The organism is Microcella sp. (assembly GCF_033763155.1).
Taxonomy (GTDB): Bacteria; Actinomycetota; Actinomycetes; order Actinomycetales; family Microbacteriaceae; genus Microcella.
This window is the reverse complement of the sequence record NZ_JANRKZ010000248.1, coordinates 1-17,593: the sequence shown is the minus strand read 5'-3', so window position 1 is coordinate 17,593 and position 17,593 is coordinate 1. Positions and strand designations below refer to the sequence as shown.

16 protein-coding genes are annotated in these 17,593 nt (G+C 66.7%); 7 read left to right on the top strand and 9 right to left on the bottom strand.

Features of this window, described 5'->3' with window-relative positions:
• The coding region (locus tag SFU54_RS10740) for a hypothetical protein (protein WP_319016269.1) at positions 1-650 on the bottom strand (650 nt) is incomplete at its 3' end.
• A gap of 89 nt (positions 651-739) precedes the next feature.
• Positions 740-1,591: an RDD family protein gene (locus tag SFU54_RS10735; RefSeq protein WP_319016268.1), complete on the bottom strand. Its 852-nt coding sequence runs from the start codon at positions 1,589-1,591 to the stop codon at positions 740-742.
• Between the two features lie 16 nt (positions 1,592-1,607).
• Here SFU54_RS10735 and SFU54_RS10730 point away from each other — a divergent pair, with 16 nt between their 5' ends.
• Positions 1,608-2,603, top strand: a complete 996-nt coding sequence (locus tag SFU54_RS10730; RefSeq protein WP_319016267.1) for a stage II sporulation protein M — start codon at positions 1,608-1,610, stop codon at positions 2,601-2,603.
• Between the two features lie 5 nt (positions 2,604-2,608).
• Here the strand turns inward: SFU54_RS10730 and SFU54_RS10725 are convergent, their stop codons facing one another.
• From SFU54_RS10725 to SFU54_RS10700, 6 genes are all read right to left on the bottom strand, one after another.
• Positions 2,609-3,328 (bottom strand): aquaporin, encoded by a 720-nt coding sequence (locus tag SFU54_RS10725; RefSeq protein ID WP_319016266.1) that lies wholly within the window; start codon positions 3,326-3,328, stop codon positions 2,609-2,611.
• 63 nt (positions 3,329-3,391) lie between these two features.
• Complete coding sequence (locus SFU54_RS10720; protein ID WP_319016265.1) at positions 3,392-4,729, bottom strand: DUF58 domain-containing protein; 1,338 nt, start codon at positions 4,727-4,729, stop codon at positions 3,392-3,394.
• 16 nt (positions 4,730-4,745) lie between these two features.
• The gene (locus SFU54_RS10715) at positions 4,746-5,702 is read right to left on the bottom strand and encodes a MoxR family ATPase (RefSeq protein ID WP_319016264.1); all 957 of its coding nucleotides are present in this window, start codon (positions 5,700-5,702) and stop codon (positions 4,746-4,748) included.
• The gene (locus tag SFU54_RS10710; protein ID WP_319016263.1) at positions 5,699-6,952 is read right to left on the bottom strand and encodes a DUF4350 domain-containing protein; all 1,254 of its coding nucleotides are present in this window, start codon (positions 6,950-6,952) and stop codon (positions 5,699-5,701) included. The genes SFU54_RS10715 and SFU54_RS10710 overlap by 4 nt, the downstream gene beginning before the upstream one ends.
• Positions 6,949-7,608 carry a DUF4129 domain-containing protein gene (locus SFU54_RS10705; RefSeq protein WP_319016262.1) on the bottom strand — a complete coding sequence of 220 codons (660 nt, stop codon included), beginning with the start codon at positions 7,606-7,608 and terminating at the stop codon, positions 6,949-6,951. Before SFU54_RS10705 ends, SFU54_RS10710 begins: the two co-directional genes overlap by 4 nt.
• Positions 7,605-8,774 carry a glycerophosphoryl diester phosphodiesterase membrane domain-containing protein gene (locus SFU54_RS10700; protein WP_319016261.1) on the bottom strand — a complete coding sequence of 390 codons (1,170 nt, stop codon included), beginning with the start codon at positions 8,772-8,774 and terminating at the stop codon, positions 7,605-7,607. The genes SFU54_RS10705 and SFU54_RS10700 overlap by 4 nt, the downstream gene beginning before the upstream one ends.
• Positions 8,775-8,866: 92 nt before the next feature.
• Here SFU54_RS10700 and mtrA point away from each other — a divergent pair, with 92 nt between their 5' ends.
• The 6 genes from mtrA to secA all read left to right on the top strand — a co-directional run bounded on the left by mtrA (position 8,867) and on the right by secA (position 17,462).
• Entirely contained in the window at positions 8,867-9,547 is a 681-nt protein-coding gene (gene mtrA / locus SFU54_RS10695) for an MtrAB system response regulator MtrA (RefSeq protein WP_319016260.1), read from the top strand.
• Positions 9,548-9,566: 19 nt separating this feature from the next.
• The gene (gene mtrB, locus SFU54_RS10690; RefSeq protein ID WP_319016259.1) at positions 9,567-11,186 is read left to right on the top strand and encodes an MtrAB system histidine kinase MtrB; all 1,620 of its coding nucleotides are present in this window, start codon (positions 9,567-9,569) and stop codon (positions 11,184-11,186) included.
• Positions 11,179-12,888, top strand: a complete 1,710-nt coding sequence (locus SFU54_RS10685; RefSeq protein ID WP_319016258.1) for an LpqB family beta-propeller domain-containing protein — start codon at positions 11,179-11,181, stop codon at positions 12,886-12,888. Before mtrB ends, SFU54_RS10685 begins: the two co-directional genes overlap by 8 nt.
• Before the next feature lie 63 nt (positions 12,889-12,951).
• Positions 12,952-13,680 carry a ComF family protein gene (locus SFU54_RS10680; protein WP_319016257.1) on the top strand — a complete coding sequence of 243 codons (729 nt, stop codon included), beginning with the start codon at positions 12,952-12,954 and terminating at the stop codon, positions 13,678-13,680.
• Positions 13,681-13,748: 68 nt separating this feature from the next.
• Positions 13,749-14,432 carry a ribosome hibernation-promoting factor, HPF/YfiA family gene (gene hpf / locus SFU54_RS10675; protein WP_319016256.1) on the top strand — a complete coding sequence of 228 codons (684 nt, stop codon included), beginning with the start codon at positions 13,749-13,751 and terminating at the stop codon, positions 14,430-14,432.
• Between the two features lie 168 nt (positions 14,433-14,600).
• On the top strand, positions 14,601-17,462 hold the full coding sequence (secA, locus tag SFU54_RS10670; protein WP_319016270.1) for a preprotein translocase subunit SecA: 2,862 nt from the start codon (positions 14,601-14,603) through the stop codon (positions 17,460-17,462).
• Here the strand turns inward: secA and SFU54_RS11750 are convergent.
• Positions 17,459-17,593 (bottom strand): integrase core domain-containing protein (locus SFU54_RS11750; RefSeq protein WP_413466575.1); only part of this gene is annotated, 135 nt, incomplete at its 5' end. The genes secA and SFU54_RS11750 overlap by 4 nt on opposite strands.

Here is a 17,593-nt window from a genome sequence, read left to right as displayed (position 1 = left end):
GTCGCGAGCGCGACGTTGATGTCGCACGAGTATTGACCGGCCGCGACGTTCGTAAGGCACCCGCCGAGACCCGCGGCCGTGACCGTGACGCTCGAGCCGCCAAAGAACCCGGTGTCGTCATAGGCTGCGCCGTTGACGCTCACCGTCGTGATGCTGTTCGTCGCGATGCCGTTGGCGGGCCGGTTCGCGGTGCTGACGGTCGGTGGGGCCAGCGTGTAAAACTCCCAGCCCTCGCTCGAACCCAACTGGTCGCCCGCGGTGACCGTCGCCGTGATCGTTCCGTAGCTGCTGGGCCCCGACGAGAAGGTGCATGCCCAGGTCTCGTCGGGCTGAACCACCGTCGTGCACAGCACGCCACTACCGCCGTTAGCAAAGTCGCTCGTCGTGAGTTGCACCGTGTCGCCGGGGTCGCCGACTCCTTGAAGGGTGTACGCGAGCGAGCCGTCTTCAGCGAACGAGAACAGGGTGCCCTCAAACGGCGGGTTGATGTCGAACGAGAACGGCAGTGCCCACGCAGGCCGGGCATCGATGAGCACGCTCGCGAGCACGCCCGTGAGCCCGAGCGAGGCGATCGTGACGATCGCGAAAGCGCGGCGGAGCGCAGAAGAAGAGCGAGCATCCGTGCGCGACGGCGAGATCGATCGAGACATCGGGCGAAGCAGGCCTTTCGCGGCAATCAATACGTCTGCACGGATTCTAAACAAGAATGTGGCTCAGTCCGACGCGCCAGGTGCTGCGGTCACCCGCGGTCAGGAAACCCGTGCGGCAATGCCGAGAGAGTCGGGCGCAAATCGTCGAGCCGTGCGCGTTCGAGCTGCAGGGCAGTCGCCTCGCGGCCGCGCCGAATCGCCGCCACCGCCGCGAGAAACAGCTCGGGGTCGCCGCCCGGCACCGGCGACACATAGAGCGCGGCCTCAGTCGCGAGCCCGCGCGCAATGCGGTCACGCGACGACGGTGTGTGGCCGGCGGCTTGGCGCAAGAACTGGGCGATACGGCGTGCGAGCGCGTCGGGCATGCGCGCGACGTCGGCCGTCGCTGCCCACTCCACGAGGTCGACCGGCACCCCAAACACCGGAGCGTTGAGCGTTCCGACACGTTCGTATTGGCTGTAGGTGCCCGCCAGGAGGTCGCCAAGACGCTTTGCCCGGGTGTTGAGCATGGCGACAACCACGGCGAGCCCGCCCAACGTCATCACGATCTCAAAGATGCCCATGAGGGCACGGATGAAGGCGTGCCGGAAAGCGACGGCGCCACCGTCGTCGCGGACGATGCGATCACCGATGGCGAGCCGACCCAAAGACTTGCCCTGGGTCGCGGTCTCGACCGCCGCCGGAAGCAGCACGAGTGTCAGCACAACACAGCCGATGACGATCGCGGCAAACAGCGCGTCAGGAACACCCAGTGATGCGGCGGCCGAGAGTGACAGCCAAACCAGAAGCCCGGCGCTCACGCCATAGACGAGGTAGTCAATGATGCCGCCCGCCATGCGCAGCACCACGCTGGTCGCGCGGAGTTCGAGGGCAACGGCCTCGCCCGTCAAGAGTTCGCGCTCGACGTCGTAATCAGTCGACAGGTTCTCAGCGCCCGGCATGCCATCATCTAAACAGATGGATCTCGACGCTTACTCGAACGCGCACGCCGACGAATGGGAGAGGCTGCGCTCGTTGTCGCGCCGTCGGCGTTTTGCCGGTCGCGACGCCGATGAACTGATCGAGCACTATCAAGCGGGCGCTTCGCACCTGTCGGCGATCACGACGAGCGCGGGCCAGGTGCCTCAAGCGGCATCGCTCAGTGTCTTGCTCTCGCGCGCACGCTTGCGTTTCACGGGCGCAACCGCCGAGCCGCTCGCGCAATTGGCGCGCTACGCGACGCGCGAAGTGCCAGCGGCGCTGTATCGCATTCGATTCTTGACGCTCGTCGTCGCTGCGTTTTTTGTCATCGTCGCGAGCCTCTACGCCGTGTGGGTGGCGACGACCCCGGGCGTGCTCGCCGCGTTGGGGCCGTATGACGAGCTGCGCCGTTTTGCCGAAGAAGACTTCGTGGGCTACTACAGCGAGTCAAGCGAGGCCGTCTTTGGCCTGCAGGTGTTCAGCAATAACGCTTGGATCGCCGCGCAGTCGGTGGCCTTCGGCGTTACGGGCGTGTACGTGCCGTTCGTCGTGTTCCAAAACGCGCAAGGCTTGGGGCTGAGCGCGGGCATCATGGCCGAGTTCGACCGCCTTGACGTGTTCTTCGCGAGCATTTTGCCGCACGGCCAACTCGAGATTTACGCGATCTTTGTGGCTGCGGCCGGCGGCCTCATGATCTTCTGGTCGTGGGTGGCGCCCGGTTCACGCACGCGGTTGCAGGCGCTCGCCGAAGACGGCCGCGCCCTGTTTTCGATCATCGGCGGGCTCGTGGCTGCCTTGCTCGTGAGCGGCATCATCGAGGGCTACGTCACGCGGCAAGAGTGGCCCGACGTGATTCGCATCGGAATCGGCACCGTCGCACTCGTCGCGTTTGTGTTGTATCAGTGGATGCTCGGCGGTCGTGCCTTCCGAGACGGCGAAACGGGCGACCTCGACCCGATCAGTCGAGGCGCCCGCGTCGTCGTTGGTGACTAGTTCGGCTACTTCTGCGCGAACACTCCGCGGTGCAGCAGCGCGCCGAGCACCGCACCCACGACGGGCACGATGAGGAATACGGCAACCTGCATGAGGGCATCCGGCCCGCCATAGACAGCGGTCGCTAGCGAGCGCGCCGGGTTGAACGAGGCGTTCGACACGGGAATAGCCACGAGGTGCAGCACCGTGAGCGTGAGGCCGATCGCGAGCGGGGCAAAGCCGGCCGGCGCACGGCCGTCAGTGACGCCGAGAATGACGACGAGGAACACGGCCGTGAGCACGAGCTCGGCCACGATGACCGCGACGAGGCCATAGCCGGCGGGCGAACCCTCATCGAAGCCGTTCGAGAAGAAACCTCCGGCCTGAGCGTCGGCGAGGGCTCCGGCGGGGCCGAATGAGCCGATGAGCACGAGCACGCTCGTCGCGAGCAGGCCACCGACGAACTGCGCGATGACGTAGCCGGGCACGTCTTTCCAGGCGAAGCGCCCGGCAACCGCCGCGCCGATCGTCACCGCAGGGTTGAAATGCGCCCCTGAAATGTGGCCGACGGCGTAGGCGCCACCCATGACAGCGAGGCCGACCGCGAGCGCGGGGCCGAGCAGGCCGGTGTTGGCCGAGGAGAAGAACGCGGTGCCGATGACACCGCCGACGAGCAAGAAGGTTCCGAAGGCTTCAGCGGTGAGGCGCTGAGCCGTAGAGGGGGTCGACGCGGTTACTTTCGCCATGAACAGCTCCTTTGATGCGGCGAACGGTGAGTGAGAGCACTGTATCGCCGCACGAGTGCCTGACTACAGGCGACCGGCCGCCTTGTAGGCGAGATAACGATCAGCAACGGCGGGAGGCAGATCGAGAGGCGCGCCCGTCACAACATCGCCGCCGAGGCGTCGCACGGCGGCAGCCACCCGCTCGGCATCGAGCAGGGCGCGCTCGGCGGCAGCGGCCCGATAGACTTCGGCGCGATTGTCGCGTTCGCCCGCAGCCTCGAACAAGGCCGGGTCGGTCACGGCCGCCACGAGCACGAGGTGTCGCGTCGTCAATTGCGGCAGCATCGTGAGAAGCCCCCGCGTGGCGCCGGGCGACTCGAGGGGCATGCACAAAACCACGAGCGACCGCTGGGTGGTCATCGACCGCACGAGCCCCGGAATTGCTGAATAGTCGGTCTCGATCAGTTCGGGATCAACCGGAGCCATCGTTTCGACAAGTTTCGACAGCAGATCGGCTCCCCGGGCGCCCTGCACCCGGCCACGCACCCGGCGGTCGTAGATGGCGACATCCACCCGGTCGCCCGCTCGGTCAGCAAGCGCGCTCAACAACAAGGTCGACTCGAACGCCGTGTCGAGGCGCGTCTCGTTCGCGATGCGAGCCGCGGCCGTTCGCCCCGAATCGACGATCACCACGACATGCCGATCGCGCTCGGGGCGCCACGTTCGCACCATGAGCGTCTGACCCGCGCCGTTGCCGGTGCCGGGTCCGCCCGATCGACGAGCGGTGGCGCGCCAGTCGATCGATCGCACGTCGTCGCCGCGCACATATTCGCGCAAGCTGTCGAACTCGGTGCCATGGCCGCGCAGCATGACGCTCGTGCGGCCGTCGAGTTCGCGCAAGCGCGCAAGGCGAGACGGCAAGTGCCTGCGGCTGGCAAACTCCGGCAGCACCGTGATGGCACCGGGTACGCGGATGCTCGCCTGGCGTTCGGCAAGCCGCAACGGGCCGCGCGATCGCACCGTCACGAGAGCCGTGCGGCGCTCGCCGCGCCGCCACGGGGTGAGCTGCGTCACGATCGCCCGGCGTTCGCCGGGCGGAACCCGCAGCGACTGCCGCTTCGGCGAGGCTCCCGCCGACGGTTCCCACGCGTCACGGATAGCTCCCCGCATCGTGCGCCGCGAAGGGTTCGTGACGAAGAGCGTCGCGCGTGCTGTTTCGGTGAGACGCACGCGAGCATCCGTCTGTCGCTGAAGGATGAGAGCGCGGGGGGAGGCCGCCACGAGCAAGTCGATGCTCGCGAGCACGGCGCACAGCACGAGCCAACCCAGCAGTGTCAGCTCTGCGGGCACGGCATCAGACAGCGCGACGACGGGCACGACGCCGGCGGCGACGAGCAGAACGAACCACCCCGTGATGGCCATGATCAGCGGGCGACGATCACAGCGGCACCTGCACTTGCTGCACGATCGCGCGCAAGATGGTGTCGGCCGACACGCCCTCGAGCTCGGCCTCGGGTCGCAAGGCGATGCGGTGCCGCCAGACAGGAAGCAGCATCGCTTGAACGTGGTCGGGCGTGATGGCTTCGGCACCTTGCAACCAGGCCCAGGCCTTGGCGGCCGCGAGCAATGCGGTGGTGCCGCGAGGGCTCACGCCCAGCTTGACCGAGGGGCTCTGACGCGTCGCGCGCGCGAGGTCGACGATGTACCCGAGCAACTCTGCTGACGCCCGCACCTCGCCGACGAGCGCTCGCGCTTGCGTGATCTGTTCGGCGTTCAGCACGGCCGTGACGCCCGCGGCGGCGAGATCGCGCGGGTTGAAGCCATCGGCATGCCGCTGCATGACCTCGACCTCGGCGTCACGCGCCGGAAGATCGAGCACCAGCTTGAGCAAGAAGCGGTCGAGTTGCGCTTCGGGCAGCGTGTAGGTGCCCTCGTACTCAACCGGGTTTTGCGTCGCCGCGACCATGAAGGGGTGCGGCAGCGGGTGCGTGGTGCCGTCGACCGTCACCTGACGCTCTTCCATGGCCTCGAGCAAAGCCGACTGCGTCTTCGGCGGCGTGCGGTTGATTTCGTCGGCCAGCACGATGTTCGTGAACACGGGCCCCTGCCGAAACTCGAAGTCTCCCGCCTTGGCGTCGTAGACCACCGAGCCCGTGACGTCGCCCGGCATGAGGTCGGGAGTGAATTGCACGCGCGTCGTGCGCAAGTCGAGCGCGGCGCTCAGCGAGCGCACGAGCAGCGTCTTGGCGACGCCGGGCACACCCTCGAGCAGCACGTGACCGCCTGTCAGCAACGCCACGATGAGGCCGCTCACGGCTCCGTCTTGGCCCACGACGGCCTTGCCGACTTCAGAACGAACACGCCCGAAGGCGTCGCGAAGGTCTGTGGTGGTCATGCGTCCATTCTTCCGGTCGAGGAGGGGTCGGTGGGAGCTTCGGGGGATGCTGTGGCGCCGTCGAGCCCGACGCGGCGCGCAATGAACGACTCGAGTTCGAGCAATCGGTCGCTCAGTTCAACCAGTTCGCGGTCGTTGGCGGGCTCCCGGCCCACCAGCAGGTCACGCACGGCATGAGCGTCACGGCCCGTGATGCTCGCGACCGCGCCCACAATGTCGTCGACTCCGGCTCCCCGCCCGAGCGCGAGTCCGTCAGCGATGCGGCGCAATGTGCCCACGCGCAACGCGTCGATAGCGCGCAACCGCGAGCCCTCGCGGGCATACAACCGCGCGCGACCTTCCATGGTTTCGGTCGTCTTGACGACCACGGGCAGATTCTCGATCACGACCGGACCAAAGCGACGCCCCCGCCAGAAGGCCGCGGCGAGCCCCACAATGATCGCGAGCCACGCGACGGGATTCACCCAGTCGGGGGTGAGCTCGGCAATGCTGGGTGCCGCAAAATCGGCCGGGGTCGGCTGATACCAGACGAGTGTCTCGTGCTGGCCCAGCAGCCCGAGCGCGAGCGCCGCGTTGCCCGCGCGCGTGATCTCGCCGTTCTCCAGCACTGACCCCGCGCCCAGCACCGTCACGATTCGCCCGTCGACCTCGAGCTCGATGAGGCCCGCACCCGTTTCGCCGGCGTCGAAGCAGACCTCGCCACTGATCGTGCTGTAGCCGATTCCGGTCGCGCGGATGCTCTGGGCCCGCACCGCGGCCGGCACACGGCATTCGGCGACGAGCTCGAGCGCCTGACCCGTGCTGAGGGGCGCTGCCGTGAGGGCGTCGATGCGCAGGGCATCCAGTGCCGCCTGCGACGGCTCGGCCAGAACAAGGTGGTCGGCAACGCCCAACAGTTGCGGCCACTGTTCGTCGTCGAGGATGCCGCGCACGTCGCCCACGAACAACGTCGTGCCGGGCTCGTCGAGCGCGGCCAAGGTTTGGTCGAGTTCGCCCGTGACGACCACGTCGACCCCGGCATCGCGGAGCACCTCAACGACGGCGCGCGAGCCGAGCGGCGCCGTCTCGTCAGCGCCCCATCGTTCCACGAAGCGCGAGGCCCCATTGATGGTGATCATGATGAACCCGAGCACGAGCAGGCCAGCGATGACACCGCCCCAGTAGAGCGATCGACGAACGACGCGCCGCACGGTCGGCGTTGTGATGACGGCCGAGAGTTCGGCGTTGATGTCGGTCGCGGGCGTGCTCACGATGCCCCCGCGGCGGCGAATGCATCGACAGCGGGCAGGGGAGACCGAGCGGCCTCGAGCGTTTCGTCGAGGGCGCGAACGAACGCGTAGCCATCGGCCGAGCCCGGCTGGCCGAGGTAGCGCACCTCATCGAAGCGGTCGGCGGCCGCGCTGAGTTCGCTGCGGTGGTCGGGAAACTGCCGGGCGGCCGCTCGGGCAAAGCCGTGCGCCGTCGTACCCGGAAGCGCCGCGACGATCGTGCGCTCGTCGAGGGAGCGCGCGATTGCCCGATAGCGTTCGGCGATTGCGAGCGGCCAGTCGCTCGCCGCTGCGGCGCGCTCGGCATCGCGTCGCAACTGCCGTGCGGTGCGCCGGTCGTTCTCACCGAGAAGGTCTCCGACCTGCAGTCTGCTGCGTGTGCGCCAGCGAGGCACGCCATAGATCAGAAGCGCCACGATGATGGCTGCCGCGAGAACGATGCCGCCGATCGCGAAGGCGAGAGCCGGTGGGCCTTCTCCGCCGGCCAGTCGCAGGCTGCCGAGCCAGTCGAGCACGGCCTGCGTGACGAGGTCGAACCACGTGGGTTGGCTCTCGGCGTAGGCCGGGTCGGTGAGTTCGTTGAGAAGCAACTCGCGGGCATCCGGAGCATCGGGCTCAACCGGAACGCTGAGGGTCACGGTGCCGTCAAATAGGGATCAGCACCCGCGGCGCCACTCGCGCGCAACTCGACGTAGCGCTGAAGTTCAAGGTCGAGGCCTTCGGTGCGCATGCGACGGTCGATATAGAGCAGGGAGGTGGCGGATGTCGTGAGAACGGCGCCGATCGCACCGACCACCGACGTGATGGCAATCACCACGAGGTTGAGAATAATGAAGAGGCTGAAATCGGTTTCGAGTTCTCCGGCCGGGTTCGCCAGCGGAAGAGCAAAGGTGGCAGCGAACTGCACGGGCGTTGTCACGATGCTCGCCGCCAGGTTGACCATGACCGTGATGAGCACAAGGGTGCCGAAGATGCGCCAGAACGCTCCCCGAACGAGCGACCATGAACGGCGTAGCGCGCCACTGAGGGGCAGTCGTTCGATGATGATCGACGCGGGAACGAAGGCAAGCTTCGTGCTCAGCCATGCGGCGAGCACGAGAAAGCCGAGCCCGCCAATCAGCAGAAACACGATGCCGCCCGCAATTGCGGCCGGTTGGCCCACGATGAAGAATCCGAGGCTCAACGCGATGAGCACGGCGACGCCCAGGCCCACCGCGAACCCCACGAGAGCTGTCCAGCCGATAAGGGCCCACCAGCGCCCGCGACCGACGCGCACCAGTTGGCGCAGGGTGAGCTTCTCGCCCAGCGTCGCTCGTGACACCTCGACCGAGATGATGCCTTGCAAGAGAGCCTGCGCGACCACGGAGATGCCGATCGCGAGCAACGTTGCCACGACCGCGAGAGCGACGGTACCCGCCAGGATGGTGTCGGCGTCAGCGAGGCTAGCCCGCGACGCGCGATCGACCCCCGAGAGCAAGATGATCGTGCTGATGCCGCTCGACAAGAACACGACCAGGGCGTTGAGCAGCAGAGCAGCCCCGAACGTGGGGCGTGGATTGCGGCGCAACACCTGAAAACTTGCACCGAGCACGGTGCCAAATTCGATGGGCCGCAGCGGGATGAGGCCGGGCTTGGGCGGGGGAGTCCAGCCCGGTGAGGGCGGCACGACGCCGAAGGGTGCCGACGCAGAAGCCCCTTGGCTGACGGGCTGTGCCGCAGGGGCGTAGGGGCTCGCCCCGGGCGCACCGTGGGGGGCGTCGGGAGTCGGGCCACCCGGCGAGGCCCACGAGGTCGAATCGCTCACGTGCTTACCCTTCGTCAGTGCCTGAGGTCGGCTCGAAACGTATGGTGTCACACTCGTCTAGGCTGGAGCCAACAAGAAGCGGAGGCTGCCCCATGACTGCGCGCATCCTGGTCGTCGATGATGACGCCGCAATCGCCGAGATGATCGGCATCGTTCTGCGGGGCGAAGGGTTTGAGCCCCACTTCTCGTTCGATGGGCCTGCCGCCCTCGACGCGTTCGCGAGCGTCAAACCCGACCTCGTGTTGCTCGATCTCATGCTGCCCGGCATCGACGGCATCGACGTGTGCACGCGCATTCGCGAGACCAGCGGAACGCCCATCATCATGCTCACGGCCAAGAGCGACTCAACCGACGTTGTTCGCGGGCTCGAGAGCGGCGCCGACGACTATGTCGTGAAGCCCTTCAACCCGAAAGAACTCGTGGCGCGCATCCGCACCCGACTGCGCCCGACCGCGCAATCAGAGGTCGAACGCCTTGCAATCGGTGATCTCATCATCGACGTCACGGGTCATGAGGTCACGCGCGATGGCCAGCCCATCTCGCTCACCCCGCTCGAGTTTGACCTGTTGCTGGCCCTGGCAATGAAGCCCAACCAGGTGTTCACGCGCGAAATGCTGCTCGAGCAAGTGTGGGGCTACCACTACAAGGCCGACACACGACTCGTCAACGTGCACGTGCAGCGCCTGCGCGCCAAAGTCGAGCTCGACGCCGACAACCCGAGCATCGTCATGACGGTGCGTGGAGTGGGCTACCGCGCCGGCGCCGCCCGCTGAGAGCGGCGCGACGACCCTCATGCCTCCGTACACCTGGCGCAGCCTGGTGCGACGGGCGCGCCATCTTTGGCGCAGCTCGTTGCAGTTGCGCACGGTGGCGATCACGGTGTTTCTCTCGACGATCGCCGTCACGATCATCAGTGGCTATATGTCGCTGAGCATCGCGACGAACCTCTACGACGCGCGCAAGACACAAGCGATCGCCGAGGCGCAGCAGGCGACGGTGAGCACGCAAGAACTTTTCGACCACTCCGTCTCGTCGGATGGAACCATCGATGTCGAGTCGGTGAGCGAGACAGCCCAACGCACCATTCTTGCGTCAACGTCGAGCCCGGGCGGCACCCAGTTCGCCATCTTGCGCACGCCGGGCCAGAGCACCTCGGTGACCATGACGCCGCGTACCACGCGTGAACTCGATGTCACGGTCATCACTGACGACTTGCGCGACCAGGTGTCGACCAACAGTGGCACGATCTTTGCGCAAGCGGTCGCCATCGCTGGCGAAGAGGGCGCTGACCCCGGCCTGGTCGTCGGCAGCGTCTTCGAGGTGCCGACCGCGGGGCAGTACGAGCTCTATCTCATCTACAACGTTCGTGACGTGCAGCAGACCCTCGACTTCGTGCAGCAAACCCTCATCATCGGCTCGCTCTTGCTCGTGGCGACGATTGGCCTGGTGACGTTTTTGGTGACCCGGCTCGCCATCAACCCGGTGCGCGTCGCGGCAGAGACCGCCGAGAAGCTCGCTGACGGCCAGCTTGAAGAACGCATTCCGGTCAAGGGTGAAGATGTCATCGCGACGCTCGGGCGCTCGTTCAACCGCATGGCCGACAGCCTGCAGCGTCAGATCACGCAGCTCGCCGCGCTCTCGCGCGTGCAACAGCGCTTTGTGAGTGATGTGAGCCACGAGTTGCGCACGCCGCTCACGACCATTCGCCTCGCCGGAGATGTGCTCTATGAGCAACGCGATCAGTTCAGCCCCACGACGGCCCGCACCGCTGAACTGCTGCGAACGCAAGTCGACCGCTTCGAAGTCATGCTTGCCGACCTGCTCGAGATGAGCCGGTATGACGCTGGGGCCGTTGAGCTCGACACCGAACCGACCAACCTCGTGCGCCTCGTCGAAGAGTCGCTCGAAGCCATTCGCCCGCTTGCGATCGAGAAGGGCAGTGAGCTGCGACTCGTGGCCCCCGGGGGCTACTTCGAGGCCGATGTCGAGTCGCGCCGCATCCGTCGCATTCTGCAGAACCTGTTGGGCAACGCTGTCGATCACGGCGAAGGTCGGCCGATCGTCGTCTATGTCGACAGCAACCGCGATGCCGTCGCCATTGCGGTGCGCGATTACGGCGTGGGCATGGATGATGCGCAACTCGAGCGCGTCTTCGACCGGTTTTGGCGCGCCGACCCCTCGCGCCAACGCTCGACCGGGGGCACGGGCCTTGGCCTCGCGATCGCCACGGAAGACGCCCAACTGCACGGCGGCAACATCGACGTGTGGTCGGTTCCCGGCGAAGGCACGTGTTTTCGCTTGACTCTTCCCCGCGAGGGCGGATCGTCGGTCGAGAATTCACCCATTGACTTGCCTCCCGTCGACCCCGACGAACCCCTTCTCGAGCTCTCGGGAGGTGATGACCGTGCCTAAGGCTCACGAGCGCCTGCGGCGGCGCTGGGCCGTGCTCGCGATGGTTCCGGCGCTGTTGCTCTCGGCGTGCGTCTCGGTGCCGTTCTCAGGTGACGTCGAACGCGGGGGAGACCTCGACACGGGAGTGGCCGTCGACTTCGACTTTCTCCCGTCGGGCCCGAGCCCGGGAGCGACCCCCGAAGAGATTCTCCACGGGTTCTTGGCCGCTACGACGGCCGCGCAGAACAACTACCGCATCGCTCGGTCATATCTCGCCGACGAGGTCGCTGATGTCTGGAATCCCTATGCGAGCACGCTCGTGCGCGCGCGTGAAGGCACCATCGACGAGATCGACGAGACCACCCTTACCTACAGTGTTCCGATCGTTGCCTCGGTCGACGCCGTCGGTCGCTACTCGGTCGCGGGAGACACGGCAACGCAGACCCTTCCGGCCTTCCGCTTCGTGCAAGAGGGGGGAGAGTGGCGCATCGCCGAGCTGGGCGACGGCATTCTCATTTCACAGCAGGCATTTCCGAGCGCGTTCAGTCAGCACACGCTGTTCTATTGGGATTCCGCCTTCCGCAACCTCGTGCCTGACTTGCGATGGTTCCCCTCCCGATCAGAAGTCGCTACGCGAATTGTGCGCGCGGTGCTTGACCAGCCGACCAGCTGGCTCGCGCAGGGGGCAACCGTCTCTGCGATCCCGGAGGGCACCAAGCTCGCCCTCGCGCCGGTCACCATTGACGCCGGTATCGCGCAAGTCGACCTGACGAGCGAGGTGCTCTCACTCACCGACCTCGAGCGCCAACGCGTGCGGTTGCAGCTTGCCGCCAGCCTGCGTGCCGTGAGCGGTGTCGTGGGAGTGCAGATCACCGTTGACCAAAACGCGGTGAGCATTCCCGAGTGGACGTCGGGCGCTCCCGACATCGTGCCGCAGGTCGACCCCCGACTCTTGCTGAGCACCGACAACGGCTTTGGCTTCGCCACGGGGAGCGACATCGAACCGCTCGGCGAACTGAGCCCCCGAGTGGTCGACCTCGGCGCCTCGGCGGTTGCCCTGGCGCGCAGCACCACGTTGGCGGCAGTGCTCGCGCCCGACGGCGTCTGGGCGGTTCCGACGGGGGATGCTCCCCCCGTGCTGCTCGATGATCGCGCGGGTCTCATCGCCCCGAGCATCGACAGTTATCAGTTCGTCTGGTCGGTGCCGGCAACGGGCACGGGCGGGGCCGGAGTGATTCGCGCGACCGAGCTCGACGGCGCCGTGCACGTGGTTGAAGCCGCGCTGCCGAGTGGCTCGCGCATCGTGAGCCTCAAGGTCTCGCGCGAGGGAGCCCGCGTGCTGCTCATGCTTGACGGCTCGGGTGGGCCGCGCCTGGTCTACGCCGGCATCATTCGCGACGAGGCGTCGGGCGTTCCGGTGCGGCTGGGTGAGCTGCGCGACCTTCCGCTCAATGGCGACTCCGCGGTCGATGCCGCGTGGGTTGACGAGGTGCGCGTCGCCTCAATTACGCGCACGGGCGAACAGTCGCTCGTCGAACTGCACGAGTTGGGTGGCCGCAGCCGCCCGCTGGGGCTTCCCCCGGAGGCCATTCAGATCGTGGGCGGCAACGCCGGTGTTGACGGCATCCGCGTGCTCGGTGCCACGGGAGTCGTCTTCGAACCCCGTGGCTCGGGCTGGCAAAACACCGGACTCAGCGCCTCGTTCTTGGGCACGCAGCAATAGCGCTTTTCCACCGATTGGTGTGAGCGTGCGGCACGCGGGGCTCGCCCGCGGCACGCTCGACACATGACCGTGCTGTCGCTCGTCTCCACGGCGCTCGCCGACGCGTGGGCGCTCGTCGCGCCCGTCGAGTGCGCCGGATGCGGTGCTCACGATCGCGCGCTGTGCTCGGTGTGTGTCGCCGGCCTGCAATCGCGGCTCATGCACGCGACGCTCGAAGTCGACGGCTCGTCTGTGCCGCTCGTTGCGGCGTTGCCCTACGCGGGCGTCGCGCGGCAATCGTTGCTCGCTCTCAAGCACGAGGGGCGCACCGAACTCGCGCGTCCGCTCGCCCCGGTGTTACTCGCGGCGGTCACGGCGGTGTGGCACGGTTCGGGGGCCTACGCGCTCGTGCCGGTTCCCGGCTCGCGCGCGGCGGCCGCGCAGCGCGGCTTTGGCCCGGTCGCACTCATCGCCCGCCGTGCTGGGCTCGCGGTCACTCACGCGCTGCGGCCGATGGCCGCTGGCCCCGCGCAAAAGGCGCTGCGTCTCGAGCAGCGACTCGCCACCGGCTCCCGGCGCTGGCGTGCGAGCCCCCGCGTGGCGGGCCGCCGAGTGGTGCTCGTCGACGACGTCGTGACGAGCGGAGCCACGCTGCGCGCGGCCACGCGCGCCCTTCGTGCGGCAGGAGCCGAGGTAGCGGGCTGCGCCGCCATGGCCGCGACGATGCGTCGATGGGGTGATTCGAGCATCCACTGGAAATTCTTTGCCGATCATGACGAAAGTCACGATGACAATGAGCGCGGGGAGGACTAGCGTGAGGGAAAGGAGGCGTGACCATCGCCTGACCGACAGGCGACACGCTCTCGGCTCAGGAGGTTGACGTGGACATCACCATCACCGGACGCAACATCGGCATCACCGACCGGTTCCGCGACTACGCGACTGAGAAGGCCGAGAAGATCGAGCACCTCGCCGATCGTGCCCAGGTGCTCGAGATCAAGGTCTCTCGTCATCACGAGAAAAGCGCCGGCAAAGCGGCCGATGATCGAGTCGAGATGACTCTCATCGGTGCAGGCCCCGTCGTGCGCGCCGAGTCGGCCGGCAGCGACAAATACGTGGCGTTTGATCTCGCGATCGACAAGCTTCTCGAGCGACTGCGACGCGCAAAAGATAAGCGCAAGGTGCACCGCGGCAATCACCGGCCCGTGTCGTTGCACGAGGCCTCGGCCGACGGGTTTCGGGTGATCGACATCACTCCCGCCGACCCCGACATCATCAAGAAGGTCGCCACCGGCTCGATTCCGGTGCAGCAGCCCGCGGCAGAAGACGCCGACGAGGTCTATTCGCCCATCGTGGTGCGGCAAAAGGTGTTTCCGGCGGTCGCCATGACCGTGGACGACGCGGTTGACCAGCTTGAGCTCGTTGGGCACGACTTCTTTTTGTTCATCGATTCCGCAACCGATCGGCCGAGCGTGGTCTATCGCCGTCAGGGTTGGAACTACGGGGTCATCGGCCTCGAGGCCGAACAGTCCGCTGCCGTCGTGAATGGGCGACGCGGGCGCTGAGGCTGCGCCGCTGATTCATCAGCGCAGTATCCCTGCTGTTCACCAATGAACACGGGCCGTCCATGCCGCACTTGCTAGCATGGGCGGGCCGTGTTCTGCGGCGGTCTGCGGCATGCCCAGACCTGGCCGCACGGCACCGTGTGTGGCCCGACGAGTGGAGTGACCGAAGTGGCGAATGTTCTCGAGCGTGTTCTGCGGGTCGGCGAAGGTCGAATTCTTCGGCGACTGAAGGCCTATGCCGAAGCGATCAACCACCTCGAAGACGACTTCAGCGATCTGACCGACGATGAGTTGCGCAACGAGACCGCCGAGCTGCGCGAGCGCTACGGCAACGGTGAGTCGCTCGACGACCTCTTGCCTGAGGCCTTCGCGGCCGTTCGTGAGGCCGCAAAGCGCACCCTCGGCATGCGTCACTTTGACGTGCAGCTCATGGGTGGCGCAGCACTGCACCTCGGCAACATCGCCGAGATGAAGACGGGCGAGGGCAAGACCCTCGTTGCCACGACCGCCGCTTACCTCAACGCCATCCCCTCGCGCGGCGTGCACGTCATCACGGTCAACGACTATCTTGCGAGCTACCAGAGCGAGCTCATGGGTCGCGTGTACCGCGCCCTCGGCATGACTACCGGCTGCATCCTCTCGGGCCAGACGCCCGAGGTGCGTCGCGCGCAATACGCCGCTGACATCACCTATGGCACGAACAACGAGTTCGGTTTCGACTACCTGCGCGACAACATGGCGTGGCAGACCGCTGACATGGTGCAGCGCGGCCACTTCTTTGCGATCGTCGATGAGGTCGACTCGATTCTCATCGATGAGGCGCGCACGCCGCTCATCATCTCGGGTCCGTCGTCGGGCGAGGCCAACCGGTGGTTCACCGAGTTCGCCCGCATCGCGAGCCGCCTCGAGCCCGGTGTCGACTACGAAGTCGACGAGAAGAAGCGCACCGTCGGCGTGCTCGAGCCGGGCATCGAGAAGGTCGAAGACCACCTCGGCATCGACAACCTCTATGAGTCGGCCAACACCCCGCTCATCTCGTTCTTGAACAACTCGATCAAGGCTGTGGCCCTGTTCAAGCGCGACAAGGACTATGTCGTCATGAACGGTGAAGTGCTCATCGTTGACGAGCACACCGGCCGCATCTTGGTGGGGCGCCGCTACAACGAGGGCATTCACCAGGCCATCGAGGCGAAAGAGGGCGTGACGGTCAAGGCCGAGAATCAGACTCTCGCCACCGTGACGCTGCAGAACTACTTCCGCCTGTACACGAAGCTCTCGGGCATGACCGGTACGGCCGAAACCGAGGCCGCCGAGTTCATGAGCACCTACAAGCTCGGTGTCGTGCCGATTCCGACCAACCTGCCGATGCAGCGCATCGACAACCCTGACCTCGTCTACAAGAACGAGCAGGTCAAGTTCGAGCAGGTCGCTGAAGACATCGTGCAGCGTCACGCCAAGGGCCAGCCCGTGCTCGTGGGCACGACGAGCGTGGAGAAGAGCGAGCTGCTCTCGCGCTTGCTGGCCAAGCGCGGTGTCAAGCACGAGGTGCTCAACGCCAAGAACCACGCGCGCGAAGCATCCATCATCGCTCAGGCGGGTCGCCTCGGCGCCGTGACGGTCGCGACCAACATGGCCGGCCGCGGAACCGACATCATGCTCGGCGGCAACGCCGAGTTCTTGGCCGTCACGGCCATGAACGCCAAGGGCCTCTCGCCTGTCGACACTCCCGAAGAGTACGAGGCCGAGTGGGATGCCGTCTTTGCGAGCGTGAAAGAGCAGGTCGCCGTCGAGGCTGCCAAGGTCATCGCCGTGGGCGGGCTCTATGTGCTGGGCACCGAGCGCCACGAGTCGCGCCGCATCGACAACCAGCTGCGGGGTCGTTCGGGCCGTCAGGGCGACCCGGGTGAGAGCCGCTTCTACCTCTCGCTGCAAGACGACCTCATGCGCTTGTTCAACTCGGGTGCCGCCGAGGCCCTTATGAGCCGCGCGAGCATGCCCGATGACCTCGCGATCGAGTCGAAGGTCGTGAGCCGCGCCATTCGTTCGGCACAGTCACAGGTCGAGGCGCGCAACGCCGAGATTCGCAAGAACGTGCTCAAGTACGACGACGTGCTCAACCGCCAGCGCGAGGCGATCTACACCGACCGCCGCCACATTCTTGAGGGCGACGACCTCAAAGACCGCGTGCAGAAGTTCATCGAGCAGGTCATCACCGAAATCGTTGACACCCACACCTCGGTGGGTCACAGCGACGAGTGGGACTTCGAGCAGCTCTGGACCGACCTCAAGACGCTCTACCCCATCAGCCTCACGATCGACGAGGTCATCAGCGAGGGCGGCACCAAGCTCACCTCGGCCTTCCTCGTGCGCGAGATCGTGAGCGACGCCAAGCTCGCCTACGAGCGCCGCGAAGAGAGCCTGGGCCGTACGGCCACGCGCGAGCTCGAGCGCCGCGTCGTGCTCAGCGTGATCGACCGCCGCTGGCGCGACCACCTCTATGAGATGGACTACCTGAAAGACGGCATCGGCCTGCGCGCCATGGCGCAGCGTGACCCGCTCGTCGAATACCAGCGCGAGGGCTTCGCGCTCTTCCAGTCGATGATGAGCGCCATCCGCGAAGACGCCGTGGGCTTCCTCTTCAACCTCGAGGTTGAGGTGACGGGCAGCAAGGGCACCGCGCAGGTGACGGCTAAGGGCCTCAACCAGCCGCAGACGCCTCAGAACCTCAGCTACACGGCTCCGTCAGCCGACGGTGACGTCGAGGTGCGCAACCAGCGCGGCCAAGTGCTGCAAGCGCCGACGGATGCGGCCCGCCAGGCGGCCCCCCAGGTCTCTGCCGCATTCGGTGGCCCGGCCGCGGCCCCGGGGGCCGCGCCGACGCGTCGAGCCCCTCAGGGCCAGCCGCAGGCTGGCCAAGGTCAGGGCGGAGCAACGGGAGCCTTCGGCCAGAAGACCCCCGCGGCGCCCGCGGGCCCCGCGCCGGTCAACCGCGCCCAGCGCCGCGCCCAAGAGAAGAAGAAGGGCCGCTAGGTGTAACGACCCGTGAGGTTGTGAACGCGGCAAGCGGGCGTGTGACCGTCGAGGGCGCTGTGGGGTCGTCGGCGATTGTATTCCTCGAGCCAGTCAGCGTAGGTCGCTGATCGGGCCTCGTTCGAGGTGTA

Excerpts from the sequence above, each read along its gene's own strand:
- SFU54_RS10735 (WP_319016268.1), bottom strand. The coding sequence starts at position 1,591 with ATGCCGGGCGCTGAGAACCTGTCGACTGATTACGACGTCGAGCGCGAA.
- SFU54_RS10730 (WP_319016267.1), top strand. The coding sequence starts at position 1,608 with ATGGATCTCGACGCTTACTCGAACGCGCACGCCGACGAATGGGAGAGG.
- SFU54_RS10725 (WP_319016266.1), bottom strand. The coding sequence starts at position 3,328 with ATGGCGAAAGTAACCGCGTCGACCCCCTCTACGGCTCAGCGCCTCACC.
- SFU54_RS10720 (WP_319016265.1), bottom strand. The coding sequence starts at position 4,729 with ATGGCCATCACGGGGTGGTTCGTTCTGCTCGTCGCCGCCGGCGTCGTG.
- SFU54_RS10715 (WP_319016264.1), bottom strand. The coding sequence starts at position 5,702 with ATGACCACCACAGACCTTCGCGACGCCTTCGGGCGTGTTCGTTCTGAA.
- mtrA (WP_319016260.1), top strand. The coding sequence starts at position 8,867 with ATGACTGCGCGCATCCTGGTCGTCGATGATGACGCCGCAATCGCCGAG.
- mtrB (WP_319016259.1), top strand. The coding sequence starts at position 9,567 with ATGCCTCCGTACACCTGGCGCAGCCTGGTGCGACGGGCGCGCCATCTT.
- SFU54_RS10680 (WP_319016257.1), top strand. The coding sequence starts at position 12,952 with ATGACCGTGCTGTCGCTCGTCTCCACGGCGCTCGCCGACGCGTGGGCG.